Source organism: Frankia nepalensis (assembly GCF_016786325.1).
In the GTDB taxonomy this organism is placed as follows: Bacteria; Actinomycetota; Actinomycetes; order Frankiales; family Frankiaceae; genus Pseudofrankia; species Pseudofrankia nepalensis.
This window is the reverse complement of sequence record NZ_JADWYU010000184.1, coordinates 7,915-32,571: the sequence shown is the minus strand read 5'-3', so window position 1 is coordinate 32,571 and position 24,657 is coordinate 7,915. Positions and strand designations below refer to the sequence as shown.

Genomic DNA, 24,657 nt, shown 5'->3' with positions numbered 1-24,657 from the left:
CGGGAACTGACCTTGCTGGGAACCGGGACCGCCCCCGCGGGCGTTCGTCGGGTCGTGGCGGCCGCCTTCTTCCTGACTATTCCGGGGCTGGTGGTGCTACTGCTCGCCCTGGCCGCGGCCGATCGTTTCGGGAGCTGGTTGCGCGGTCGGAGCTGGCTGCCCTGGCACCGCCGAACGAGCCACCGCGCGGTGAGCGCCGTCGCGTTCGACGAGCTCGCGGCCTGCCTCTACGCGGGCAAGCGCCACCAGATCGAGCAGCGCGCCCTAGACGAGGCCCTTCCCGCGGACGACGACAAGTCATCCGCTCCCCCATCCCCCCATCCCGCCATCCCGCCATCCCCCGAACCCGATGGTGATCTTGGCGTTCTGTCCGACGTCAGCGGGGAGATCCGGCGCTCATCCGGCCCCTGACGTCGGACAGAATGTGCCCTGACGTCGGACAAGACGAGCGCCGCGGGCGGGAGGCCACGCCGCTGGCCACCGGGATTCTCGCCGCGGATCCTGGGCGGCCGAGCGACCCCGGCAAGATCCGCGGAAGGACCTGGGGCGCCCTAGTCGGCCGGCTCCACCGGTCTGGCGGTGGCGTCCGTGGGATCCTGCCAGGGCAGTTGGGTGGTTGCGACGGTCGGGCCGTCGGGCGGGCTCTCCAGGGTGAAGGTGCCGTCCATCGCGCCGACCCGTTCGGCGAGGCCGGCCAGGCCGCCGCCAGGGGTGATGGCCGCGCCGCCCAGGCCGTCGTCGGTGACGGTCAGCTCGAGGTACTTGCCCGACCTGACCAGCTGGACGGTGGCCGAGCGGGCGACGGCGTGCTTGCTGATGTTGGTGAGCAGCTCGGCGGTGGTGAAGTAGAGCAGCCCCTCGACGGCGGCCGACGGCCGTGCCGGCAGCTCGACGTCCACGGTGACCGGCACGGCGCACCGCCCGGCGACGTTCGCCAGCGCCGCGCCGAGGCCGCGTTCGGTGAGGATCGCCGGGTGGATGCCGCGGGCCAGGTCGCGCAGCTCCTGCAGGGCGTTCTTGATCTCGCCGTGCGCCTGCTCCACCGCCCGCGCCGCCGCCTCCGGGTCCTCGGCCATCCGCTCCTTGGCCAGCCCGAGATCCATCGCGAGCGCGACGAGCCGGGCCTGGGCGCCGTCGTGCAGGTCCCGCTCGATGCGGCGGCGGTCGGCGGCGGCCGCGTCGACCATCGTCTCCCGGCCCGCCTCCAGCTCCCGGATCCGCCGTTCCATCGCGCCGGACGGCGACAGCAGCGCCGAGATCATCGCCCGGTCGGCGGCGGCGAAGCCGCGCAGGAGGTAGGGCAGCACCGGCCAGAGGACGAACAGGAACACCATCGTCACGGTGAAGGTGATGATTCCCCACGGCAGCCGGATCAGCAGGTACAGCGCGCTGCGCCAGTTCACGGGGTCGGCGACCCGTGCCCAGGCCCAGCCGAAGATCCCACCGCCACGAACGGGCATCCGCGACGGCGTCTGGATGCGCAGGCCCAGCAAGGTCCGCGCCCGCCACCGGTCGACCCGCCCCCACGTCCCGCAGACCAGCAGACCCGCGGCCAGCAACGGCAGCCCGATGACCGTGATCGCCAGGCCGCTGCCGACGCTGAGCAACGTCACCGCGCAGGTGAAGCCCGCGATCCCCAGTGGCAGGTTCAGCAGCTCGAACGCCACCACTTTCCACAGCCGCCCCAGTCCCAACAGCGGAATCCGCTCATCGGGGAAGTTGGTCGGCCTGTCCGTTGGACGCGTCGCGTCTTCAGGGGGCGGCCCCTGGGCCGGCGCCGGCCGGGCCGACGGCGTCGGCTCGACGGCGAGGCCGGGGTCAGCGGGGTCGGCAGGGGAGGAGGCGGCGAGGGCGGGGTTGGCGATGGCGGGGTCGAAAGCGCCGGAGTCGACGGGACCGGGGGTGACGGATGCCCGATCGCCGTGCTCCACGGCGGGCGTCTCCCACGGGCCGAAGACCGCGGGCTCGGCCTGCGTACGGTCTGGTTCCACGTACATCAGGGTGCCTCCCGAGCCCAGATCCGCACCATGGGCCCAAGCCACCCGCCAGGGTCGGGACAACCCCACCCCGGCCGGGGACTGGCCCACCCCTGCCGGAGACCGGCCGGGTCGGCCGGGGACCGGTCGTCGGCGGCACCGCGCGCGGATCTCCTGACGATCAGGATCCCGGCCGTGGGCCGTGATCGGTGGATGCCCAGGGGGCCGCGCCGAGGAGGCGGGTGCCAGCTCGACGCGACGGCGGGCTCGTGGACGGGGCCGGCCGGACGGGGCCGGCCCGAGGGGCCTCGAGCCTCGGCGCCGTGGTCACTCGTTCCGCCGGTCCAGTGGCGTGGGCCCGCCGGTCGGTCCGCGGCCCTCCGCCAGGCTGGGAGCGCTCCCGGCCGGGATCCGCCCGGCATGGTGATTCGGATGGTGCAGGTCGAACGCGGGGCGCTCGGATCGGATCCGCGGCAGCCACAGGAAGTTGTGCCGCGGCGGCGGGCACGACGTCGCCCACTCGAGCGAGTTCCCGAACCCCCATGGGTCGTCGGCGCCGGCGACGCGACCCTTCCGGTAGGACACCCAGACGTTGTAGATGAACGGGAGCGTGGAGACGCCCAGCAGGAAGGCACCGGCGGTGGAGACGGTGTGCAGCGTCGTGAAGCCGTCCCCCGGCCCGTAGTCGGCGTACCGGCGCGGCATGCCCGCGTTGCCGAGCCAGTGCTGGACGAGAAACGTCAGGTGGAAGCCGAAGAACATGAGCCAGAAATGCAGCTTCCCCAGGCGGTCGCTCATCAGCCTGCCAGTTGCCTTCGGGAACCAGAAGTAGATGCCCGCGAAGGCGGCGAAAACCACGGTCCCGAACACGACGTAGTGGAAGTGCGCCACCACGAAGTAGGTGTCGCTGACGTGGAAGTCGATCGGCGGGCTCGCGAGCAGCACCCCGGTCAGCCCTCCGAGCAGGAAGGTCACCAGGAAGCCGAGGCAGAAAAGCATCGGCGTCTCGAAGGTGAGCGAGCCGCGCCACATCGTCCCGATCCAGTTGAAGAACTTCACGCCGGTGGGCACGGCGATCAGGAATGACAGCAGGGCGAAGAACGGCAGCAGGACGGCGCCGGTGACGAACATGTGGTGCGCCCACACCACGATCGAGAGCATCCCGATGGCGATGGTGGCGAAGACCAGCCCCTTGTAGCCGAAGAGCGGCTTGCGGGAGAACACGGGGATGATCTCCGTGACGATCCCGAAGAAGGGCAGGGCGATGATGTAGACCTCGGGATGCCCGAAGTACCAGAAGAGGTGCTGCCAGAGGATGGCCCCGCCGTTCTCCGCGTCGAAGACGTGCGCGCCGAACCGCCGGTCGGCCTCCAGCGCCAGCAACGCGGCAGCCAGCGGCGGGAACGCGACGATCACGAGTATCGACGTCACCAGGAAGTTCCAGCAGAAGATCGGCATCCGGAACATCGTCATGCCCGGCGCCCGCAGGCACACCGTCGTCGCGATCATGTTCACCGCGCCGAGGATGGTGCCCGTCCCCGAGAGGACCAGCCCCATGATCCACAAATCCGCGCCGGCGCCCGGCGAATAGAGCTCGCTGTTCAGCGGCGCGTACACGGTCCATCCGAACGACGCCGTCCCGTCGGGGGTGAGGAAGCTCGCCGTCAGCAGCAGGCCGCCGAACAGGAAGAGCCAGAAGGACAGGGCGTTCAGCCGTGGGAAGGCGACGTCCGGGGCGCCGATCTGCAGCGGGATCAGCAGGTTCGCGAACCCGAACGCCAGCGGCGTCGCGAACAGCAGGAGCATCATGGCGCCGTGCACCGTGAAGAGCTGGTTGTACTGCTCGTTGGAGAAGTACTCGAGCCCCGGCCGCGCCAGCTCCGCCCGCATCATCTCCGCGAGCACCCCGGCAAAGAGGAAGAAGCCGAAGGAGGCGACGGTGTACATGACGGCGATGTCCCGATGGGACGTCGTGCGGAGATAGTCCAGAAAACGCTTCCGTTGTCGGGTGTGTGCCAGATGGCCGGCATCGGCTCCGGCAGCCCGCTCCCGCGTAGCCGTCATCTGGGCTTCCCTCCGCGATTCCGCGCGCCTGCGCCGTGCCGTTTCCGGGTTCTCGGCCGAGAGAGTAGCCGACGCCCGGCCGGCGGCCATACCGGCCGCGGTTTCCCGCGATACGGGCAAGACGTGCCGCATATGCGGGCGTCGCGTCAGAGTATTGGCTTGAATCCGCCGGACTCCGCGCGAGCCGCTGGATGCGCGCGCGAGTCGGCGGTCGAACGACGTGGCCAAGATCCGCGGCGAGGACCGCGCATCGCGGGCCGGTCTGGTCGGCGAGCGTGTAAGGAGATGCGCCGGGCGACGTAACCGGGAGGGCGACGTAACAGGGAGCCGGTAGCGTGCCGTCGGGGTTGGGCGGCGTCGCCGCGTTGGCGGCGACCGCCGGGCGGAGCGTACGGAGTCGCCGGGCGGAGCGAGCGGAGGAGTCAGGGCATGGGCGCGGACGGTGCGGCCGGGGCAACGACGGGTGTCGGCGGAACGGTCGCGCTGACGGTCGTCAATGCGCTGCTGGTGACGATGGTGGACGGGCAGGAGCCGTTTCGCGGGTGGATGACCGTCGGCGAGGACGGGACGATCATCGGGATCGGGGCCGGCGACCTGCCGGTTGAGCTGCCCTCGGCCGGCCAGGGCGGTGACGCTTCCGAGGTGGCTGGCTCCGCCAGCGGTGGGTCCATCCTCGACGCGGGTGGGGCGATCGTGGCGCCTGGGTTCATCTCGGCCCACAGCCACCTGTTCATGTCCGGGCTGCGCGGCCTCGGCGTCGGCGAGACCCTTTACGGCTGGCTCGCGGAGAACATGGCAGTGCTGGCCGGGGCGGGCGTCGAGGACCTGTACTGGTTCACCCTGCACGGGTCCTTGGACTTCGCGGCCAACGGCATCACTTCGGCGTTCAACTTCACGCAGAGCCGGGTGATCTGGGAGTACGACCAGCACGCGAACAAGGCGCTGCCGGGCCGGATCCACCCGGTCGACTTCGTCACTCGTCAGGTCGACGCGGGCGCCGACGCCGGCATCCGGGTCATGTCCGCGATCCGGCTCGACGACGAGGCGTTCGACGAGGCGCAGGTTCTCGACACGTTCGCGCAGGTCGCGAGCTACACCGACGCGAAGGTGCCCGCCGCTCTCAACCTCGGCACCGCGGTGTTCGGCGCGGTGCAGTGGGCCGGTTCGGCCCGCACCGCCGCGCTCGAGGCCGAGCTGATGCGCCGGCACGGCGTCATCAACCAGGCGCACTTCGTCGAGACGGCGGAGGTCATCGAGCAGCAGCGGGCCAAGTTCGCCTGGTACGACGAGGCCGGCGCGCTCGGGCCGCGTTTCCTGTTCGGTCACTTCGTCCATCCCAGCGACGAGATGATCGAGAAGGCGGCGGCCGCCGGCGCCGGCATGGTGTGGCAGCCGACGTCGAACGGCCGGCTCGGCTCGGGAATCGCTGACATCCCACGGCTGCGCGCCGCCGGAATCCGGATCGGTGTCGGTCTGGACGACCAGTCCTGCACCGACATCTCCGACCCGTTCCAGAACATGCGGATCGGTATCTACACCCTGCGGGCACTGCACACCGATGCCAAGGTGCTGATGCCCCGCGAGATGCTCCGGATGCACACCCTCGGCTCGGCTGAGGTGCTCGGCGTCGACGACCAGATCGGCAGCCTCGAGGTCGGCAAGCAGGCGGACTTCCTCGTCGTCGATCCCCGCGAGCCAGACACCGGGCCGATCTGGGACGTCTACGCGACCTACGTGTTCGCGTGCGGCCTACGCAACCTCAAGCGGGTCTACGTCGGCGGCCGACCCGTCCACGACGCGTCGCGCCCGCCGTCCGAGCTCGTCACGGCGGCCAGCGCCGAGCTACACGCCCGGGTCGCGCACGCCGCCCGCGAGGCCGGCGTCACCACCGGGCCGCTCGTCTTCTAGATCTCGTCTTCTAGACCTCGGCGTCTTCTAGGCCTCGGCCTGGTCAGCGTCCGAGCAGTCCTAGCAGGCCCGGGGGGATCAGGGCGACCGGTGGTGAGGGCTCGGTGAAGCGTGAGATCGGCTGCCAGCTGACCTCGTCGTCCGCGTCGAGAACCTTGCCCAGCTCGTCGCGCTCGTAGAACGAGCGGTCGGCGAGGTCCGCGGCGAAGACGAAGGCGATCTCGTGGTGTGGACGGCGCTCCCACTCGAAGACGCTCTCCAGCACTCCGAGCAGCTCGACGTTCGTGAGCTCGGCGCCGAGCTCCTCGCGGAGCTCCCGGTGCACCGCCTCGGCCGACGTCTCGCCGAACTCGATTCCGCCACCCAACGGCCGGAAGATCCGTCTCCCGGTGGCCGGGTCCCGTCCCGTGTACCCCAGGAGGTCATCGCCGCGCCGCACCGCGGCGAGCGCGATCGGACGAATCCTTGGTTTCTTCACGTCCGGGACGCTAGCGGACAGCCCTGTCCGGCCAGGCGTACTTCCGGCGGGAGTAGGCAGCCGCACGCGGTGGAACGCCGAATCGGGCGTGCCGTCGCGTGCGGCGGCGGCGGCCGGCCGGAACCCGGACCTGCGACCGACCCGGGCCCGTGCTCGCCACCACGGAACGGAACCAGTTCCGACCGAGCCGGCGCGGCGCGTGGCCGGCTGGCGTTACGGTCGCGGAATGGCCGGTCTGGTGACACCGGGGGCCGGCGCGACCGAGCCCGCCGAGGCGGTGGCGCTACTGCGCGGGCTGGGGCTGCGGCCGTCGCGCTGGTCGGCTGGGCCGTGGGCCTGGTTCGGGGCGCACACGCATCCCGACCACAAGGTCCTCTGCTGCGTCACCGGGTCGATCGACTTCATCGTCGGCGGCGAGCGCTTTCTCATGATGCCCGGCGATCGGCTGGACCTCCCGCCGAACACGCGCCACGAGGCCGAGGCTGGCCCCGCCGGTGTCACCTGCGTCGAGGCCTACCGCGAACGGGCGGCGTAGCCGCCGAGCGACCTCCGAGACGGGTCTCGCCCGCTAGCGGTTGTCGCCGGGCGGCGGCGTCATGCCTGGTCGGCTGACTGGGAGGCGACGTCGGCGCGGACCTGGTCCATGTCGACGGCCTTGGCCTGGGAGATGAGGTCCTCGAGGGCGGCCTCGGGGAGCGCGCCCGGCTGCGAGTAGAGCACCACGTTGTCGCGAACGATCATCAGCGTCGGGATCGACGAGATGCCGAAATGCGCCGCGAGCTCCCGCTGTGCCTCGGTGTCGACCTTCCCGAAGACCGCGTCCGGGTGCTTCTCGGACACCCGCTCGAACACCGGGCCGAACATCCGGCACGGGCCGCACCAGGACGCCCAGAAATCGACCAGGACAAGGTCCGCGTCGCCGCCGACCACCTCGTCGAAGTTCTCCTTGGTCAATTCCACAGTCGTCATCGCCGGGCCTTCCTCGGGTTGAGTCCGCTCGATCCTCTCAAGCCGCTCCCCGCCTGTCCTCATTCCCGCCCCGGCGGGCGTCGCCCGTGTGACACTCGGCAGACGTCACCGCTCGGCGGGCGAAATCCGGTGGACGTGCGCGAGCGGGGTCCAACACGATGGCGCCATGTTGCTCCCCACCCGTCTGCGTGACCGGGTCGTGGCCGACCGGGCCGGCGCGTACCCCGTGCTCGACGAGGCGCTCATCTGCCACGTCGGCGTCGTCGTGGACGGCCGTCCACATGTGCTGCCGACCCTGCACGCGCGGGTCGACGACATTCTCTACGTGCATGGCTCGACGGCCGCGCGCATCCTCGCGGCGGCGCGGCCCGGGCCGCTGCCGGTGTGCGTCACGGTCTCGCTGCTCGACGGCCTGGTGCTGGCCCGCTCCGCGTTCCATCACTCGCTGAACTACCGCTCGGTCGTCATCCATGGCGCCGCCGCGCTGGTCACCGACGCGGAGGAGAAGGGCCGCGCGCTCGCGGCGCTGGTCGACCGGGTCGGCATCGACCGTTCCGCCCAGTGCCGGCCGCCGTCGGCCAAGGAACTGGCCGCGACCGCGGTGCTCGCCGTCGACCTCGCCGCCGAGGGGACGGACGTCGCGCTCAAGGCCCGTACCGGCGGCCCGGTCGACGACGAGGCCGACCTCGCGCTCGACCACTGGGCGGGTGTCGTGCCGGTCCGGCTCACCGCGGGCATCCCCGAGCCGGACCTCGGGTCTGCCCGGATCGGTGAAGTCCGCGGTCCCTCCCGGGCCGGGGAAGCCGATCCGGGCGGATCGCCCGGGGAACGGCCCACGCCCGCGGGCCTGGCGCCGAGCCTCCGCTAAGCCGCGTCCGCCGTTAAGCCGTGTCCGCCGACCTGTGTCCGCCAAGCTGCGTCCACCAGGTTGTGCCCGCCAGGTCGTGTCCGTCGAGCGGTGCCCGCGTGCCCGCCGGCCAGCCGCGGCGATTCACGCGGGACCGATGAGTTCGTGCCAGGGGGTCGGTCTACCTCCATGACACGGACATCGTGGTGCGAGTAGCTCGCGACACGAACTGAGGGAGGCCACGTGCCCACGCTTGACACCGCCATCACCGGCGCGCCGATCTGGATCGACCTGATGACATCGGACCCGGCTGCCTCCCAGTCGTTCTACGGCGAACTGTTCGGCTGGACGGCGGGGGAGCCGAGCGAGGAGTTCGGCGGATACTTCAACTTCCTGCGGAACGGCCAGGCGATCGCCGGCGGTATGCAGTCTCAGCCGGAGATGGGCGGAGTGCCCGATGTCTGGTCGGTCTACCTGCGTACCGACGACGCCGAGAAGGCCGTGGCCGCCGCCGTCGAGAAGGGCGGCCAGGTGATCGCCTCGGTGATGCCCGTCGGTGACCTCGGCATCATGGCGGTCGTCGCCGACCCGGCCGGCGCCGTGATCGGCATGTGGCAGCCCGGCCTGCACACGGGCCTGAGCGCGATCAGCGAGCCGGGCGCGCCGGCCCACTTCGAGCTGCACACCCGCGACTACGCCCCGAGCCTCGACTTCTACCGGGACGTCTTCGGCTGGACCACGGCGACCGCGGCGGACGAGGAGAACTTCAAGTACACGATCGTGCCCGGCTCCGCCGGCGAGCCGCTCGCCGGCGTCATGGACGCGACCGCCTTCCTGCCCGACGGCGTCCCGGCGCACTGGTCGGTGTACTTCGCGACCGAGGACGTCGACGCGACGCTCGCGAAGGCCGTCGAGCTCGGCGGAAAGATCGTCCAGGCCGCCGAGGACACCCCCTACGGCCGCCTCGCCACCGCCACCGACGCGACCGGCGCCGTCTTCAAGCTCGTCGGCCCGAACAACGCGCCGTTCAGCCCGCCGGTCGCCTGACGGGGCGGCTGGGCTCCGGTTTCTGGCCCAGGCCAGCCAGGCCACCTGGCCTGCGCCAGAACCGGGGTTCTGGCGCGGATTCCGTGGAGCCCTCTGGGCTCGGCGTCACCCTTGATCGTCATTGCCCGTGGAGATGGTCGCCGTGACGCGGCGTTGGCCGCGGTTTCCCAGGAATCGGGTGATCATGGTGCGGCCGGGCCTGGCTGGCCCGGGCCAGCCAGACCACCCGACCTGGGCCGGAACGGCCGGCCTACCGGGCGTCAGCCCGATCGGCCTGGGTGGTGGGCCCGCCCGGCGGGCGCCGCGGATGCTCCGGCGGGCGCCGCGCCGGAAACGGCGTGCCCTGAGCCGCGCCCAGCCACCGGTGCTCCCCGTCGGGCGTCCGTGCGGCGATGGTCGCCGATCCGGACCTACTCGACGGTGCGGGCGAGGATCCCGAGGGTGGCGCGCAGGCCCGCCTCGGGGATGACCGGGAAGACGCCCTTGCCGCGGTAGGTTTCGTGAATCTGGCTCCAGTCGTAGTACGTCGTGACGAGCGTGCCGATCTCGCTTGGCTCGAGCTCGTAGCCATAGATGTGGCCGATCGGCGGCTGAATTAGCCCGGAGATCGTCCACTCAATGGCCGAATCCGGCTCGTACTTGGTGATGATGACCGTCACGTCATACTTGCCGAGCGGGTAGTCGTTCAGCGACTCGCGATCCATGTGTACGACGAACTCGTCGCCGACCTTACTCACCGGCTCGCCTTCGGAAGACTGCAGCATTCCCGAGCTGTCGATCGCGACGTGGCCCTTCGGGTCGCGCAGGATCGCGAAGATCTTCGCGGGTGGCGCGGCGATCTGCCGCCGGATCTCGAACCGTTCGATCTCGGTCGCCGGCGTCTCGTCCGACGAGGCGGTGGATTCGGCGGTACCAACCGTTTCTGGCGATGTCATGTCTGGCACCCTTCAGATCCGCGTCGCGCCAAGAGGCACTACTTCCGACAGAACGCGCCATGAGGTAGGAGATGACCGTCTCCTACCTCATCGGGCGCATCCTATGGACTTGGCCTGCTCTGGCGCGCGGCTCGCCGTCACGCCCGCGGATCGGCGGTCGGGGGCCGTGGACCATGATCTGTGGGCGTCGTGTCGGTGCTCCTGGGTGGAGGACCGCCAGGCTCGGTGCCGGTGACCCGGCGTGACTCACCATGATCCCGGCCGCCGGTGGCGTGCCCTGCCGTGGACCTGTCCGTCCACGGGGCGCGCCCTAACGCAGGGTGATCACCGTCTCCAGGTAGGTGGCCGGGATCGCGACGGAGCCGCCGTCCTTGTTGCGGTCCCAGTCGCCGGCCAGAGCGGCGAGGTCGGCGGCGAGGGCGATCTTGCCGCTCTCGTCGAGTGCCTCGAACGCCTTGAGCGCCGGGCCGTACCAGCGGCGGAACGTGTCGACGAGGTCCTCCGGCGAGTGGAACCGCCAGACCGCCGTCCGCTCGACCGAGCGGATCTCGGCCGCCGCGGCACCGAACAGCTCCGCCAGGTGCTCCTCGGTGCCCCACAGCATCGGGGACTGGACCCCCTTCGGGCCCGGGACGTGCGACGTGATCGTCCGGAACATCTGGCCGATGAAGCCGGCCGGCGTCCAGGAGACCAGCCCGATCACGCCGCCCGGCCGGACGGCCCGGACCAGCTCGGCGGCGGTCCGCTGGTGGTTGGGCGCGAACATCGATCCGACCACCGACAGCGCCGCGTCGAACGAGTCGTCCGCGACCGGCAGGTCCTCCGCGTCACCGAGCCGGAACTCGACGTCGAGGTTCTCGGCGGTGGCGCGTGCCCGGCCCTTCTCCAGCAGCTCGGGGACGTAGTCGACGCCGACGACGTGGGTGCCCGAACGGGCCGCCGCGAGCGACGCGTTCCCGGAGCCGCACGCCACGTCCAGCACGCGCCAGCCGGCGCGCAGGTCGCACGCCTCGGCGATCAGGTCGCTAGGCAGCTGGATCTGGGTGGCGATCACCGAGTAGTCACCGCTGGACCAGGTCTTCTGCTGCTTCGCCTTGACGGCGGCCAGGTCGGGGGTGGTGGACGTCGCCGGAGTGGCGTGGGTAGTGGTCATCGTGCTTCCTCCTTGAAGCCTTCAGCCCGGATGGTCACTGAGGTCACGGGGGCTAGCTGGTTCCCGCGGTTGCCTCGGGAAGAAGGTTCGGTCGGGCACGGGCGGGGCAACCAGTAGCGTTTCTGTACCCCGGGGTGTCGGCAGACTGTCAGGCCGGACACGGCGTCTGGGCTACCCGACCAGCGCCGATTCATGTTTCGATGATCGAGTGCCGATTCACTCCGACTACTGCCCGATCTCGCTGGGCGTTGAGATCATCGGCGATCGCTGGACGCCGCTGATCATCCGGGAGCTCATGGTCGGCGCCGGAGGCTTCAACGAGATCCATCGGGGCGTGCCCAAGATGAGCCGGACGCTGCTCGCGCAGCGGCTTCGGCAGCTCGAACGCCACGGTCTGGTCACCCGCGAGGCGGCCGAGCGCGGTCGTGCCGGTCGCTACGCGCTGACCGAGGCCGGCGAGTCGATGACGCCCATCATCTGGGCCATCGGTCACTGGGCGGCCGAATGGCTCTTCGACGACCCGGACGACGAGGACTGCGACGGATTGTCGCTTATCTGGCGTATGCACCAGCACGCGGTCGCGGACCGGCTGCCGCACCGGCGGACCGTCGTGCACCTCGACTTCACCGGTCCGGGCGCCGCCGAGGGCTGGTACGCGATCGAAGGTTCCGCGATCACGGTCTGCAGGGACGACCCTGGCCTGGACGTCGACCTGTGGCTCACCGCGGTCACCCAGCAGATGCACCGGTGGCTGGTCGGCCGCGCCCCCTTCCGGGCGTTGCTCGACGGTGGCCACGCGGAGCTGCGCGGCCCGTCGCAGCTGGTACGTGACTTTCCCACCTGGTTCGACACCAGCTTCTTCGCCCAGGGTCTGCTACGCGCCGAGCAGCGCCGCGCCGGCCTCGCCTCGATGGACGCCGCCAGGACTGCCGGAGCTGTACCGGCGATCGCGTAGACACCGCCGTCCGCCCGGGCCGGACGGCGGGTGACGCCGGTGCCATACCCAGCGACGTTCGCCCCGCCACCCGCCACCCGCCACCCGCCACCCGCCACCCGTCCCGCGAGCGGCGGGCCCAAAGTGTCCGTCAGAACGCGGTCCAGGGGTCGCGAATCCGCGGACAGGTCGGCGGTCCGGTCCGGTCCGGTCCGGCCTCGGTCGCCACTGCTCCTGGACTTGTCCGTCGATACGCGGTCCAGGGGTCGCGAATCCGTGGACAGGTCGGCGGTCCGGTCCGGCCCGTCCTCGGTCGCCACTGCTCCTGGACTTGTCCGTCGATACGCGGGCCAGGAACCGCGCTGCCACTGACACTTCGCTACCACTGACACGTCGCTGGCACCGGCCCACAGCACCGGCCCACGACGCGGGCACCTTCGCTGGTGCGGCCCTAGCCGACCGGAGACGGCGTCCATTCACGCGGTTCGGCGGGGTTCGCCGGCGGGCCGCCGACGGGTGGGAGGACGTACCAGGCGACGTCGTGCCAGCGGCCGAACTTGTGGCCGGTGTTCGGGTGGACGCCGGCCAGCCGGAAGCCGACGGCCGTGTGCAGGCCGACGCTGGCCTGGTTCGGCTGGGTGATCCCGGCGAACAGGGTGACGTAGCCGAGAGCGCGCACCTCGGAGATCAACCGGTCGTAGAGCAGCCGGCCCAGCCCGCGCCCCCGCCGGTCCGCCCGCAGGTAGACCGAGACGTCGGCCGACCAGCGGTAGGCCGACCGCGCGGCATGCTGGCTGGCGTAGGCATATCCCGCTGGCTCGCCGTCGATCTCGGCGATCAGCCATGGCTTGCGCAGGTGGGCATTCATCCGTGCCAGGACCTCGTCGACGGTCGGCACGACCTCTTCGAAGGTGATCGCCGTGTCTCGTACCCAGGGTTCGTAGATCGTCTGGATCGAGGCGGCGTCCGCGCGGCCGGCCGCGGGCCGCACCACGACCGACGGCGCCGCCGTGCCCGCGTCCGTCACCGGTCGCGCGCCGGCGTCGTCGACCTGGTCGACCTGCTCGAGTTCCATGCGGCCATTGTCGCGACGCGCGGCCGCGGGCAGCGGCGGACGGCGCCACCGTCACGCCGCCGTAACGCGTCCAGCCGGCTCGCCCGGGGCATATCCGCGCTCACGCCGCCGACCTCACGTCCGCCGATATTTGGCCGCCGGTCTACGACGCTGCCCGTGATCATGTTCCGTCGCCCCGGACCGCCGAACCGCGTACACATCCCGCGATCTTCGCCCCACCCTGCCCCGGTCTCCTCGATAGATCACCAGATCCGTACGAGATTCGGCGACGAAACGGACAGAAATCGCCGGACGGCGTACGCATCCGACGATCAAGGAAGTCGCCGGGCCCCCAGCAGGCTAGTGATCATCGGATGTGTACGCGGATCGGCGGTCGAGCGACCCCGGCAAGATCCGCGGAAGGCCCCTGGTGTCTGTCGATCTCGTGGCCGCCGGCTTCGTCGCCGGTCTCGTGCCACCGATGGTGACGCGTGCCGGCGGCCGTCCGCGGTGGCTCCTACCGGGTTCGGGCCCCGCGCTGGTCGCGCCGGCCGCGCGTCCCGCGGGTGAGGATCTCGGTCTTCTTGCCGCCGGTGAAGCGGGTGAGAACCTCGGTCTTGCCGGCGGCGAAGATGTGGCTGATCGCGTCGTTCTCCCGGGACAGCCGCGGCCCGACCTCGGCGAGCCTGTCCAGCAGCCGCTGGCGCTGCTCGGGCGCCAGCGGCTTCGTCCCGATCCAGACGGTCTGGGTGAGGCGGGTGGTGCCCGGCCCCAGGGCCCGCAACAGGATCTCTCCGCGCAGGAAATGGTGTTTGGTGCTGCGTGCCATCACACGGCGCGGCGGCTCGTACTCGATGATCTCTTTCTCGTACACCGCGCCGGCTGTCTCCGACGGTGTCGGGCGGTGCTGGATGACGACGATCCTGCCGACGAACGCTGGCGTGCCCGGCTTCTGGTAGGCCCGCTCGGCGGTCGTGTCGTAGCGGGTCGTGTTGTCCGGGTTGTCGAGAAACTGCCACAGCAGCTCGCGCGGGCAGTCGACGACCGTCGATGATTCCGCGACCTTGATCCATTCCACCAGGCGGCGGGAGTGCAGCAGGTTCAGCAGGTGCTTGCCGTCGCTGACCGCTCCGGTCGACAGGACGCGCGGCACCAGGTTCGCGACCACCTGGAACGCGTTGACGCAGAAGAACGAGACGGTGATGACGGAGACCACCGTGTGGACGCCCGGCGAAACGCCGTGGCTACGGACCCAGGTCCCGGTCGCGGGCGCCGTCAGCACGACGACCAGCGCATTCGCCACCACGCCGCCGGCATAGGCGACCATCCCGCGCCAGCCCGAGATCCAGCCCCGCCGCGGAGCGATGACGGCGGCGGCCTTGCCGAACCGCCGGCCGAACTGCAGGAAGCCGCCCGATCTGGTGAAGTCCGCGCTGGTCCCGCGGACGACGAACCCGCGGACCCGGTAGCCGACCGCGAGCGCGGCCAGGGCGTGGCCGACCTCGTGCAGCACGTTGCTGAGCTGCACCACCACCGGCAGGCTGGCCGCGATCGCGACCAGTGACAGCCACTGCTGCGCCACGCATCTCCTATCCCGACCTGTCCCGACCTGTCCCGTCCCAGACCTGCGGACATACTCCACACCCGTCACGGGGGGCGCGGGCCTGGGTCCTCACGCGATCGGTCGGCGATCCGGTCGGCGCACGAGGCGTCACCGTCGGCAAGGCACCCGCCTTCCGCGCGGGGGGACGCGCGGGGTGCTGGCCGCCCTCGGTGCGCGCGCCGGGCAGCGCCAGCGGGGCGCCGAGGGCCGTGGGACCGGCGGACCGAGGACAGGCTCGGAGAGAAGCGCGTTCCGAGGTCCGGCGTTGGCCGGCCACGTGGGGCGATGAACATCGCTGGTGGCTGGCCGGTCCTGGGATCGGTCCAGGGGCTGTGGTGCCCGACGAGGAGGGTTTCGGCACCATGGCGTCTGGGATCATGGTCGAACGCCCACAGGTCATGACCAGCCGGCTCGTCGGGGCCGCCCCGCTGCCGGAACGAGGTTCCCGCTAGTCGAGGAGGTCGGGTTCCTCGGTGGTGATCCAGTCGTAGAGGGGCTGGAAGGAGAACCAGCCGAAACGGTGGCTACCCACCTGGGAGGCGGTCAGCGCCGCGGCCGCCGGCGGGATGAGGTGCGGCGGGGTGGCGGCGGCCTCGGCCATGAGCTGGGACTGGGCGCAGCGCTCGTAGCTCAGGTGCCACCAGAACGCCTCGTCGACGGAGTGGCCGACGGTCAGCACGCCGTGGTTGCGCAGCAGGACGGCCTTGTGGGTGCCGAGCGCGGCCGCGAGCCGCTTGCCTTCCGCCTCCTCGAGCACGACGCCGGTGTAGTCGTCGAGGAGGCCCTGGTCCTGGTAGAAGGCGCAGGCATCCTGGGAGATCGGGTCGAGTGGCCGGCCGAGCGCCGCCCAGGTCCGGCTGTAGAGGCCGTGCGTGTGGACGGCGGAGATGACGTCGGGACGGGCCTCGTGGACCGCGCCGTGGATCGTCAGCGCGGCGTGGGCGACCAGGTTTCGGGAGCCCCTGTTCGGGCCGTCGACGACCTTGCCGTTCCCGTCGACCAGGCAGAGATCGGACACCTTGACGTGTCGGAAGCTCTGCCCGTAGGCGTTCACCCAGTAGTGGTCGGGGAGTTCGGGGTCGCGGACGCTGCCGTGGCCGGCGACGCCCTCGTTGAACCCGGACCGGCCGAGGATCCGGAAGGCTGCCGCCAGCCGCTGCTTGCGGTGCAGCCGTTCCTCCTCCACCGAACTGAACGTCGGCAGCGTCCTGGTGACGAATCCAGCCATTCGTTGCTCCTCATCCGTCCGGTCTTCCGCATCCGTCCGGTCTTCGGCCTGGCGGCTGCTATCCGGCTGCTATCCGGCCACCCGGCGTTTGCCGAGGCTTTCCCGGATCGCGGCGACGTGCTCGGCGAATCCGGGGCGCGAGACCGCCCACTGCTGCGCGGCGAGCTCCAGCTCCAGCGCCGCCCTGGGGTCGGTCAACGCCGCGCTTGCCCGCAGCGACGCCTTCGTGCGTGCTGTCAGCTCCCGATCGCGGCCGGCCGCGCGGCGGCCAAGACGACGGGCCACGCCGAGCAGCTCGTCGTCCGGCACGCAGCGCCAGGCGAGGCCGCGGGCCGCGGCCTCCTCGCCGGTCAGCCGGTCGCCGAGCAGGACCAGCGCCGCCGCCCCCTGCGCGCCGACGAGCCGCGACAGCCGCCACAGGTGACCGCCGCCCGGGTGGATGCCGACGTCGAGGAATCGCGGGTCGAAGACAGCCGACGGCGAGCAGAGGACGACGTCGCAGGCCATCGGCAGGTTCAGGCCGGCGCCGACCGCCGGACCGCCGACGGCCGCGATCGTCGGCACCGGCGCGTCGGCCAGCCGCAGGAAACCCTCGTACATCGCCCGCAGCGGCACGTCGGGCCTGAGCAGGTCATCCAGCGCCCCGCCGGAGCAGAACACCGGCGGGGTCGCGGTGAGCACGATCGCGCCGGCGTCCGCGTCGAGCGCCTCGTCGACGGCGCGCGCCAGGTCGAGGCTCAGCCGGTGGGAGAGCGCGTTGCGCCGGGCTGGGTCGTCCAATGTCAGTACCGCGATCCCGTCGGCCAGGTCCACCCGCACGAGCCCGCCGTCACCGTGGTCCACCCGGGTCTCCTCGCCGTCACCTGCCCACGGGGTCCGGACAGATTGTATAACGTATATGTTAATGGTCGCTAACCTGTCCTGTCGACGGTTCGAGGAAGGCCGCCGCTGATCTGCCCGCGCGCGGCGCCGGTGGCGAGGCGCGGATGGCGGAGCGGGCGAGACGGGTGACGGGCGAGACGGGTGGCCGGGGTGGCCGGGCGCCGACGGCGCCGGTCGGGGCGCGTCCGTCGCCCCGCGCGCCGATCCCGTCAACCAGGCGATCCCGTCAACCATGAGCCCGCCGCGCGCCGAGGCGTGGACCGCTTAATCGCCGCGCGGCGGCGGGCGCCACCTAATCAGCCCATCCCGGGTTCGCAGGCCGACAAGGTTGCGTGAAGCCCGACATTCACGGAGCTGAGGGGTTGGGCCGATGGAAGCGGACGTTCCGGGCTCTTCGACGGACCGTCGTGGGCCGGTGACCTGGAGAGACGGGGTCGTTCCGCGTCCCCGGGAACGGGCGAACCGGCTCACGCGTTCATGCCGGTTACAATTTGGAAGTCGCCGCCGACGGGCGGGAAATGCCACGACGAGCGGCATTTTACTATTCGGGGAGTTGCATTGTCAAACGAGGAAGTGGGGCGCGAGCAGGAGTATGTCTCGATGCTCTACGAGCGTCTTGACAGCTCCCGCGAACAGGCGTCCACCCGGCTCGCCGAGGCGCTGCGGGAGCGGCCCGGCGGCCGCCCGCAGGCCCATACCGAGCGGCAGGCGACGGTCACGCGGTACACCCGTCAGCTCGCCCGCTACGACGCCGCCGAGGACGGGCTGTGCTTCGGACGGCTCGACTTCGACGACGGCGAGGCGCGCTACGTCGGACGGCTCGGCATCCTGGACGAGGCCGCCGACTACGCCCCGCTCCTCGTCGACTGGCGGGCGCCGGCCGCCCGGCCGTTCTACCTCGCCACGGCCGCCTCACCCGAGGGCGTCCGCAGGCGCCGCCACATCCGGACGTCCCGGCGCCGGGTGACCGACCTGGACGACGAGGTGCTCGACCTCGGCGCCGTCGACGGCCGTCCCGAACACGAGTCCCTCACCGGCGAGGCCCGGCTGTTGGCCGCGCTGACCGCCGGCAGGACGGGCCGGATGGGCGACATCGTCGAGACCATCCAGGCCGAGCAGGACCAGATCATCCGGGCCGACCACTCCGGGGTGCTGGTCGTCCAGGGCGGCCCCGGCACCGGCAAGACGGCCGTCGCGCTGCATCGCGCCGCCTACCTGCTCTATACCTACCGTGAGCAGCTCTCGAAGCGTGGCGTGCTCGTCATCGGCCCGAACGCGACCTTCCTGCGCTACATCTCCCACGTGCTGCCGGCCCTCGGCGAGACCAGCGTGGTGCTCGCCACCGTTGGCGACCTGTTCCCAGGCGTGCGCGCCGCGCGGACCGAACCGCGCGAGACGGCCGAGATCAAGGGCGGCCCGCGGATGGCCGACCTGATCACCGCCGCGGTCGAGGACCGCCAGCGGGTGCCCACCGAGTCGGTGGAGATCCCGTTCGAGGGCGACGTCCTGCTCCTCGACGCCGCCACCTGCGAGGCGGCGCGCGAGAAGGCCCGCGACACCCGGCGCCCGCACAACCAGGCTCGCCGGGTCTTCGTCCGCGAGATCATCGACACGCTCGCCCAGCAGTACTTCGACCATCTCGGCGCCGACCCCTACGCCGATGACCCGCTCGGCGGCGACGACGCGGGGGTCTCCGGCGGCAACCTGCTCGGCGACGAGGTCCTCGACGACATCCGTCACGAGCTGGGCCAGGACATCGGCGTGCTCGCCGCGCTCGACGACCTGTGGCCGGTCCTCACCCCGCAGTGGCTGCTCGCCGACCTGTTCGCCGACGAGGACCTGCTCGGCTCGGCCGCGGCGGCGGCCGGGCTGCGCGCCGCCGAGTGGCGGCTGCTGCTGCGCCCCGACCCGCACGGCGGCCGCGCGGACGACCGCATGTGGACGGCCGCTGACGCGCCGCTGCTCGACGAGGCCGCCGAGTGTCTCGGCGAGGACGACACGGCCGCGCTGGCCGCGGCGGAACGGCGCCGCCGGGAACGGATCGCCTACGCGCAGGGTGTCGTCGACATCCTTACCCGGGATATGGATGACGACCCGGACATCCTGATGGTCTCCGACCTGATCGACGCCGAGCGGCTCGCCGAACGGCATGAGAACGACGACGACCGATCGACGGCCGAACGGGCCGCCGCCGACCGGACCTGGGCCTATGGGCACGTCATCGTCGATGAGGCCCAGGAGCTCTCGCACATGGCCTGGCGGATGGTGATGCGCCGCTGCCCGAGCCGCTCGATGACCCTGGTCGGCGACGTGGCCCAGACCGGTGATCTCGCCGGCGCCTCGTCCTGGGACCGGGTGCTCGGTCCGCATCTGGCCGGCCGCTGGCGTCTGGAGCGGCTGACCGTGAACTATCGCACCCCCGCCGAGATCATGGCGGTGGCGGCCGGCGTGCTCGCCGCCATCGACCCGGAGCTGGAACTGCCCCGTTCAGTCCGCGAGACCGGTACGTCCCCGTGGCAACTTGCCATCGAGCCGAACGAACTGGCCACCGAGCTTGCCGCCGTCGTCGCCAGCGAAGCCGCCGACCTGGCCGAAGCCCTTGGCGAAGGCCCCGACGGCGGCCGCCTGGCGGTCCTCGTCCCGGCAGCCATGCTCGCCGACCTGCACCCCGCGATCGCCGCCGCCGTCCCCGGCGCGACGACCGCCGGCGACGATCCGGAGCTCGAGACCCCGGTGGCCGTCCTGACCGTCCGCCAGTCCAAGGGCCTCGAGTTCGACGCCGTCCTGGTGGTCGACCCCGACCGCATCATCACCGAGTCCCCCCGCGGCCTGAACGACCTCTACGTGGCCCTCACCCGAGCCACCCGATCCCTGGGCGTCCTGCACACCTCGCCCCTTCCGGAGGCGCTGGGCGCGCTCAAGCCGAGGACGGCCGTGGCGGAGCCGGCCGCGCGCTGAGGTCCTTCCGTGGATCTTGCCGCGCGGACGGGCGTCAGCAGGAAGCGGCGATCTTGTTGAGGATCGTGGCGAGCGCCGCCGGTTGGCTGATCATGCACATGTGGCCCGCGTCGAGGTCGATGACCTGGCAGTCGCCACCGACGTTGGCGCCATCGACGTCGGCGCCGCCGATGTTCGTGGCGCTGACGTTGGCGACATAGTGCAGCTGCCGGTCCGGCGGGACGATGACGTCGCGCAGGGTGCGGACCCAGGTCCGCGGCGTCGGTGACCGCAGGGGCGCCAGGTAGACCGGTTCGGCGGGCAGTCCGGGCGCCTCCGGGACCATCCGCTCCCGGCACCAGGCGAACTGTTCGTCGTCCAGGTCGTTGCCGAACACCACCCGGGCCAGCTCCGAGCTGAGGATTCCGGACCCACCGCCCCGGCCGCCTTCCACGGCGCGCGCCCGGAACGCGGGGTCGATCATGTCGAGGCAGCTCCTGCCGTCGTCGGGGACGGTGCAGGCGACGAACACGGCGTGCCGGACGCGGTCACCGAGGATCGTCAGCACGCGGGGAATGGTGCCGCCGGCCATCGAATGCCCGACGAGGACGACGTCGTCGAACCCCGCGGCGTCCACGTCGGCGGCGACCGACTCCGCGCAGCCGGCGAACGTCACCGACGCCGGGTCCGCCGGATGGGCGCCGCGGCCCGGCAGGTCGACCGCGATCGCCGGGGCGGTCAGGTGCGGCAGTAACAGCTCCCAGCACGACCCGCCGAAGCCGCCGCCATGAACGAGGACGATTGAAGTCATGACGCCCGATTGTGTCCGCTGACCTAGGCCGATGCCCGAAACGGCCGGGCCGCCCCGGGCTGGCCCAGCCCAGGCATCCAGATCCGGCCCTTGGCCGGCCGCGGGGGCTCGAGGATCGTCGGACTGCGCGCGGATCGCGGTGAAGCGCCGGATTCGCCGCGGACCAGCGCCTGGTGCCGGCCCCGCCAAGGTCCGCCCTGTCCCGACGCCGGACATGATCGCCGTTTCTGCCCTGGGGAGGTCGTGACCTGGCCTTGTCCGCGACCTCTCCAGGGCACTATCGGCGATCATGTGTGGCAGGCCAACGTCGGTGGTCGCGGCGTTAGGCGTCGGGAGTTTCGGCGTTTTCGGCCAGCCAGGCGTCGACGCGGCGGGCCGCCTCCTCGGGGTCGACGTCCTCGACGCGGGTCATGATGGCCCAGCGGTGGCCCCACGGGTCGAGGAAGGCGGCGTAGCGGTCGCCGGTCACGAACGTTTCCGGCGCACCGTAGCCCTTGGCGCCCAGCGCGACGGCGCGCTCGTAGGCGGCGTCGACGTCGGGCAGGTAGGCGACCGTGGACCGGCTGACGTCGTCCCCGCCCGAGGCGGCGACCAGGTGATGGTCCGGCATCGGGTCGGACAGCTGCAGCCGGCCGGTGGCCAGTTGGAGCTCGCAGTGGGCGACCTTGGTCCCGTCCGGGGTGTCGTTGCGGTTCACGACCTGGGCGCCGAGGACCGCCTCGTAGAACGCGATCGCCCGCTCGGCACCGTCGCAGACGAAGAACGGCGTAAGCGAGGTGTAGCCGGCCGGGACCGGGCTGACGGCGGGCGTCACCGCGCCGCCGGTGCCGGTCGTGTCGCGGGTGCCGGTCGTGTCGCTGGGGGCCGTGTCGCTGGTGTGGGCCGTGGCCTTGGTGTCTGTGGTCATGTCGCACATCCTGCTTAGGCTGACGCCGTGTCGACTTGGACGAACGCGACACCGCCGGCCACGCTCCGGCCCGACGGGACGCCGTGGCCCGCGCGGACGTCCCCGGGCCGGGTATCCCTGAACGGCACCGCCGGCGACGCTTCGAGGAGCATGGCGCCAGGTGGTGTTCCGAACAGCGCGGCGTCAGGGGGAAGGCCGCCGGGCGGGGCGTGGCCGGACCCGGCGGCGCCGGGCGGACCGGCCACCGGTGCCGCGCCGCGGCGCGCGCCCCGGTCGCTGCCACCCGACCTGCCGCGCCCGCCGACGGCCAGTCAGGCGGGGGTGCTGCGTCCCGAGGAGGGGCAGCGCCACTTCGCCCTCACCCGACCGGCCGCGCATCCGGGCCTGGGCACCTGGATCGAGCGGTACTGGACGGTGCGCTGGAGCCTGCCGCCCGGCGCGCCATACCTCTCCTCCGTGCTGACCCACCCGGCGGTGCACCTGACGGTGGAGTCCGGCGACGGGCCGCGGCACGGCCTCGAGATGCCCGAGGCTCTGGTCACCGGGGTCGTGACGAAGCGGTTCGACGTCCTGCTACGCGGCGAGGGCCGCGTCTTCGGCGTGAAGTTCCGTCCGGGCGGGTTCGGGGCCTTCACCGGGCAGGACGCGGCAACGTACACCGACCGGGCCGTGCGCCTCACCGAGGCGATACCCGACGGCGCCGCGGCGATCCGGGCGGCGATCCTCGGCGCCGACGACGACGCCGAGCGGATTTCCCTGATGGACGAGTTCCTGCTGGCGCGACGGCCGGCGCCCGATCCCAGCTACGAACGGCTGCTGGAGATCGTCGCCGACCTGCTGGCCGACCGGGAGCTGACCAGCGTCCAGGCCGTCTGCGATCGGTACCGGGTCGGGCCGCGCACGCTGCAACGGATGTTTCGGCGCTACGTCGGGGTCGGACCCAAATGGGTGCTGCAACGGTTCCGGCTCCATGACGCCCAGTTGATGCTCGACTCCGGCGAGGTCGACGACCTGGCGGACCTGGCCGCCCGCCTCGGCTGGTTCGACCAGGCCCACTTCAACCGCGACTTCCGCGACGTCGTCGGCGTTCCTCCTGGCGCTTACGCGGCCCGGCGCTCCTGAGGAGGAAGCGGCTGAGGAGGAGGCCGCCGAAGAAGGCAGCCTGTCGCGCCTGAGAGGCTGGCCACTCCCCGGGCTGAGGGCATGTCTGGTCTTTGACGGCTTCGCCGCTCGAAAGACTCCTGACCGGCCATGTTCGGCTGGTGCGCACGAATCCGGTCCAAGGTCTTCCGCCCATGGGGATGATCGGGACAGGATGAGTGCGCTGGGAGCCAATCCGAGCGCGCGGCTGTTCCGAACTACCTGCGATAGCACCAGGAAGACGGCGCGGCCGGTGGCGACCCCGGCGGCCCGGCCCATGATCTGGAGGTTCCGCCCAATGCCGCGACATGCGGACGATGACGACGGCCGGGCGCTCTATGCCGTGGCCAAGCCCGACTACGGCCCCAGTACGACCGGCGGCGGGCCGGCAGACGCCGAGCAACTGCTGCTTCGGGCCGGACGCGGCGACGGCGATGCCTTCGCCGCCTTCTATGACCAGCTTGCCCCGCGGGTCTTCGGGCTGGTGAAGCGGGTCCTGCGGGACCCGGCCCAGGCCGAGGAGGTGACCCAGGAGGTCTTCGTCGAGATCTGGCGGCTGGCCAGCCGGTTCGACCCCGTCAAGGGCAGCGCCGTCGGCTGGGTCTGCGCACTGGCGCACCGGCGCGCCGTCGACCGGGTGCGCTCTGCCCAGGCGGCGACCGAACGCGAGCGGCGGGTCGGCATGGCCTGGGCGCCGCGCGACGGCGACGCCGGCTACGACGAGGTCACCGAGCAGGTCGAGCTGCGCCTCGAGTACGAGCGGCTGCGGCGCTGCCTGGGCGGCCTGACCGACCTGCAACGCGAGTCGATCGTGCTCGCCTACTACAACGGACACACCTACCGGGAGGTCGCGCACCTGCTGTCGACCCCGGTTCCCACAGTCAAGACTCGGATGCGAGACGGCCTGATCCGTCTTCGCGACTGCCTGGGGGTGGGGGCATGACATCGCTGTCGCCAGAGGCGCACAGCCTCACGGGCGCCTACGTGCTGGACTCCCTGGACCCGCGCGACCGGGCCGAGGTGGAGACGCACCTCGCGGACTGCCCGACCTGCACCCGTGAGGTCGCCGAGTTCCGCGCCGTCGCGGCCATTCTCGGCGAGGCCGTGCCGGAGACGCCGCCGCCGGCGCTGCGGGGCGCCGTGCTGCACCTGGTCGGCCAGACCCGCCAGCTGCCGCCAGTGCTGCCGGAGCGGGACAGCCCCGGCAACAGGCGGCAGCGCCGGCTGACCATCTACTCGATCGCCGCCAGCGTCGCCGCCGTCATCGCGCTCGCCGGCCTCGGCGTCGTCGGCGCGCAGACGGTCGACCAGCGCAACCAGCTCGCGGCGGAACGGTCGCGGACGGCGGAGCTCACCACGGTGGTGTCCGCGGCGGCTGCCCGCTCGGCGCAGCCGATGACCGGCGGCGGCAGCATCGCGGTCATTCCGTTCGGCGACCGCCTGTACGTCGCGGTCCGGGACCTGCCGCCGCTGCCCGAAGGACGGGTCTACCAGCTGTGGATGTCGACCCCCGACGGCGTCAAGTCCGCTGGGCTGGTGGATGGCACGGCGGGCCAGGCCGAGCGGGTTCTTCAGATGAGGGCGGACAAGGACTCGGTGGACTCGGTCAAGGTCACGGTCGAGCCCAAGGGCGGGTCCAAGCAGCCGACGACCGCGGTCATCGGCACCGCCGCGGTCCGCGGCTAGGCGGCGGTCCAGCCGCTAGGCCGCGGTCCACCGTCGCGGCCCTTCCCGTGGGTCTTGATCGGCGCCCGCCGGGCGGGCGCCCCCGCCGCGCCGGCGCG

The 24,657-nt window shown here is 71.8% G+C and carries 21 protein-coding genes and 1 pseudogene; 10 read left to right on the top strand and 12 right to left on the bottom strand.

Annotated features, from left to right (window positions below; translation table 11 throughout):
* Nucleotides 1-12 precede the first annotated feature (12 nt).
* Nucleotides 13-411 carry a hypothetical protein gene (locus I6A81_RS27855; protein WP_203004180.1) on the top strand — a complete coding sequence of 133 codons (399 nt, stop codon included), beginning with the start codon at nucleotides 13-15 and terminating at the stop codon, nucleotides 409-411.
* Between the two features lie 140 nt (nucleotides 412-551).
* On the opposite strand, the gene I6A81_RS27850 is transcribed toward I6A81_RS27855, so the two are convergent.
* Both I6A81_RS27850 and ctaD read right to left on the bottom strand, forming a co-directional pair.
* The gene (locus I6A81_RS27850) at nucleotides 552-1,865 is read right to left on the bottom strand and encodes a sensor histidine kinase (protein WP_407661397.1); all 1,314 of its coding nucleotides are present in this window, start codon (nucleotides 1,863-1,865) and stop codon (nucleotides 552-554) included.
* 438 nt (nucleotides 1,866-2,303) lie between these two features.
* Entirely contained in the window at nucleotides 2,304-4,040 is a 1,737-nt protein-coding gene (gene ctaD, locus I6A81_RS27845) for an aa3-type cytochrome oxidase subunit I (protein WP_203004178.1), read from the bottom strand.
* Between the two features lie 429 nt (nucleotides 4,041-4,469).
* Here ctaD and I6A81_RS27840 point away from each other — a divergent pair, with 429 nt between their 5' ends.
* The gene (locus I6A81_RS27840; protein ID WP_203004177.1) at nucleotides 4,470-5,948 is read left to right on the top strand and encodes an amidohydrolase family protein; all 1,479 of its coding nucleotides are present in this window, start codon (nucleotides 4,470-4,472) and stop codon (nucleotides 5,946-5,948) included.
* 43 nt (nucleotides 5,949-5,991) lie between these two features.
* Here I6A81_RS27840 and I6A81_RS27835 read toward each other — a convergent pair whose 3' ends face one another.
* The gene (locus I6A81_RS27835) at nucleotides 5,992-6,426 is read right to left on the bottom strand and encodes an NUDIX hydrolase (RefSeq protein ID WP_203004176.1); all 435 of its coding nucleotides are present in this window, start codon (nucleotides 6,424-6,426) and stop codon (nucleotides 5,992-5,994) included.
* A gap of 226 nt (nucleotides 6,427-6,652) precedes the next feature.
* Here I6A81_RS27835 and I6A81_RS27830 point away from each other — a divergent pair, with 226 nt between their 5' ends.
* Nucleotides 6,653-6,961 carry a cupin domain-containing protein gene (locus I6A81_RS27830; protein WP_203004175.1) on the top strand — a complete coding sequence of 103 codons (309 nt, stop codon included), beginning with the start codon at nucleotides 6,653-6,655 and terminating at the stop codon, nucleotides 6,959-6,961.
* 59 nt (nucleotides 6,962-7,020) lie between these two features.
* On the opposite strand, the gene trxA is transcribed toward I6A81_RS27830, so the two are convergent.
* Complete coding sequence (trxA, locus tag I6A81_RS27825) at nucleotides 7,021-7,395, bottom strand: thioredoxin (protein ID WP_203004174.1); 375 nt, start codon at nucleotides 7,393-7,395, stop codon at nucleotides 7,021-7,023.
* A 166-nt stretch (nucleotides 7,396-7,561) separates the two neighbouring features.
* Between trxA and I6A81_RS27820 the strand changes: the two genes are divergently transcribed.
* Both I6A81_RS27820 and I6A81_RS27815 read left to right on the top strand, forming a co-directional pair.
* Nucleotides 7,562-8,263 carry a pyridoxamine 5'-phosphate oxidase family protein gene (locus I6A81_RS27820; protein WP_203004173.1) on the top strand — a complete coding sequence of 234 codons (702 nt, stop codon included), beginning with the start codon at nucleotides 7,562-7,564 and terminating at the stop codon, nucleotides 8,261-8,263.
* Between the two features lie 222 nt (nucleotides 8,264-8,485).
* A complete protein-coding gene (locus I6A81_RS27815; protein ID WP_203004172.1) occupies nucleotides 8,486-9,289 on the top strand; it encodes a VOC family protein in 804 nt (267 codons plus the stop codon).
* Between the two features lie 410 nt (nucleotides 9,290-9,699).
* Here I6A81_RS27815 and I6A81_RS27810 read toward each other — a convergent pair whose 3' ends face one another.
* Both I6A81_RS27810 and I6A81_RS27805 read right to left on the bottom strand, forming a co-directional pair.
* Nucleotides 9,700-10,224, bottom strand: coding sequence for an SRPBCC family protein (locus I6A81_RS27810; protein ID WP_203004171.1), 525 nt, complete (start codon nucleotides 10,222-10,224; stop codon nucleotides 9,700-9,702).
* A 310-nt stretch (nucleotides 10,225-10,534) separates the two neighbouring features.
* Entirely contained in the window at nucleotides 10,535-11,377 is an 843-nt protein-coding gene (locus tag I6A81_RS27805) for a class I SAM-dependent methyltransferase (RefSeq protein ID WP_203004170.1), read from the bottom strand.
* A 208-nt stretch (nucleotides 11,378-11,585) separates the two neighbouring features.
* On the opposite strand from I6A81_RS27805, the gene I6A81_RS27800 reads away from it, so the two are divergent.
* Nucleotides 11,586-12,332 (top strand): winged helix-turn-helix transcriptional regulator, encoded by a 747-nt coding sequence (locus I6A81_RS27800; RefSeq protein WP_203004169.1) that lies wholly within the window; start codon nucleotides 11,586-11,588, stop codon nucleotides 12,330-12,332.
* 430 nt (nucleotides 12,333-12,762) lie between these two features.
* Here I6A81_RS27800 and I6A81_RS27795 read toward each other — a convergent pair whose 3' ends face one another.
* The 4 genes and pseudogenes from I6A81_RS27795 to I6A81_RS27780 all read right to left on the bottom strand — a co-directional run bounded on the left by I6A81_RS27795 (nucleotide 12,763) and on the right by I6A81_RS27780 (nucleotide 17,039).
* Complete coding sequence (locus I6A81_RS27795) at nucleotides 12,763-13,386, bottom strand: GNAT family N-acetyltransferase (RefSeq protein ID WP_203004168.1); 624 nt, start codon at nucleotides 13,384-13,386, stop codon at nucleotides 12,763-12,765.
* A 496-nt stretch (nucleotides 13,387-13,882) separates the two neighbouring features.
* Complete coding sequence (locus tag I6A81_RS27790) at nucleotides 13,883-14,947, bottom strand: hypothetical protein (RefSeq protein ID WP_203004167.1); 1,065 nt, start codon at nucleotides 14,945-14,947, stop codon at nucleotides 13,883-13,885.
* A gap of 469 nt (nucleotides 14,948-15,416) precedes the next feature.
* A pseudogene (locus tag I6A81_RS27785) lies at nucleotides 15,417-16,229 on the bottom strand (class II aldolase/adducin family protein); the annotation flags it as partial.
* 36 nt (nucleotides 16,230-16,265) lie between these two features.
* On the bottom strand, nucleotides 16,266-17,039 hold the full coding sequence (locus tag I6A81_RS27780; protein ID WP_307874964.1) for an enoyl-CoA hydratase-related protein: 774 nt from the start codon (nucleotides 17,037-17,039) through the stop codon (nucleotides 16,266-16,268).
* Between the two features lie 639 nt (nucleotides 17,040-17,678).
* Here I6A81_RS27780 and I6A81_RS27775 point away from each other — a divergent pair.
* A complete protein-coding gene (locus I6A81_RS27775; protein WP_203004185.1) occupies nucleotides 17,679-20,036 on the top strand; it encodes a HelD family protein in 2,358 nt (785 codons plus the stop codon).
* Between the two features lie 34 nt (nucleotides 20,037-20,070).
* Here the strand turns inward: I6A81_RS27775 and I6A81_RS27770 are convergent, their stop codons facing one another.
* Both I6A81_RS27770 and I6A81_RS27765 read right to left on the bottom strand, forming a co-directional pair.
* Entirely contained in the window at nucleotides 20,071-20,826 is a 756-nt protein-coding gene (locus tag I6A81_RS27770; RefSeq protein WP_203004164.1) for an alpha/beta fold hydrolase, read from the bottom strand.
* Between the two features lie 322 nt (nucleotides 20,827-21,148).
* Nucleotides 21,149-21,640: a VOC family protein gene (locus I6A81_RS27765; RefSeq protein WP_407661396.1), complete on the bottom strand. Its 492-nt coding sequence runs from the start codon at nucleotides 21,638-21,640 to the stop codon at nucleotides 21,149-21,151.
* A 414-nt stretch (nucleotides 21,641-22,054) separates the two neighbouring features.
* On the opposite strand from I6A81_RS27765, the gene I6A81_RS27760 reads away from it, so the two are divergent.
* The 3 genes from I6A81_RS27760 to I6A81_RS27750 all read left to right on the top strand — a co-directional run bounded on the left by I6A81_RS27760 (nucleotide 22,055) and on the right by I6A81_RS27750 (nucleotide 24,559).
* The gene (locus I6A81_RS27760) at nucleotides 22,055-22,855 is read left to right on the top strand and encodes a helix-turn-helix domain-containing protein (protein ID WP_307874962.1); all 801 of its coding nucleotides are present in this window, start codon (nucleotides 22,055-22,057) and stop codon (nucleotides 22,853-22,855) included.
* A 316-nt stretch (nucleotides 22,856-23,171) separates the two neighbouring features.
* Complete coding sequence (locus I6A81_RS27755; RefSeq protein ID WP_203004161.1) at nucleotides 23,172-23,816, top strand: sigma-70 family RNA polymerase sigma factor; 645 nt, start codon at nucleotides 23,172-23,174, stop codon at nucleotides 23,814-23,816.
* Nucleotides 23,813-24,559 carry an anti-sigma factor gene (locus I6A81_RS27750; RefSeq protein ID WP_203004160.1) on the top strand — a complete coding sequence of 249 codons (747 nt, stop codon included), beginning with the start codon at nucleotides 23,813-23,815 and terminating at the stop codon, nucleotides 24,557-24,559. The genes I6A81_RS27755 and I6A81_RS27750 overlap by 4 nt, the downstream gene beginning before the upstream one ends.
* Nucleotides 24,560-24,657: the final 98 nt, after the last annotated feature.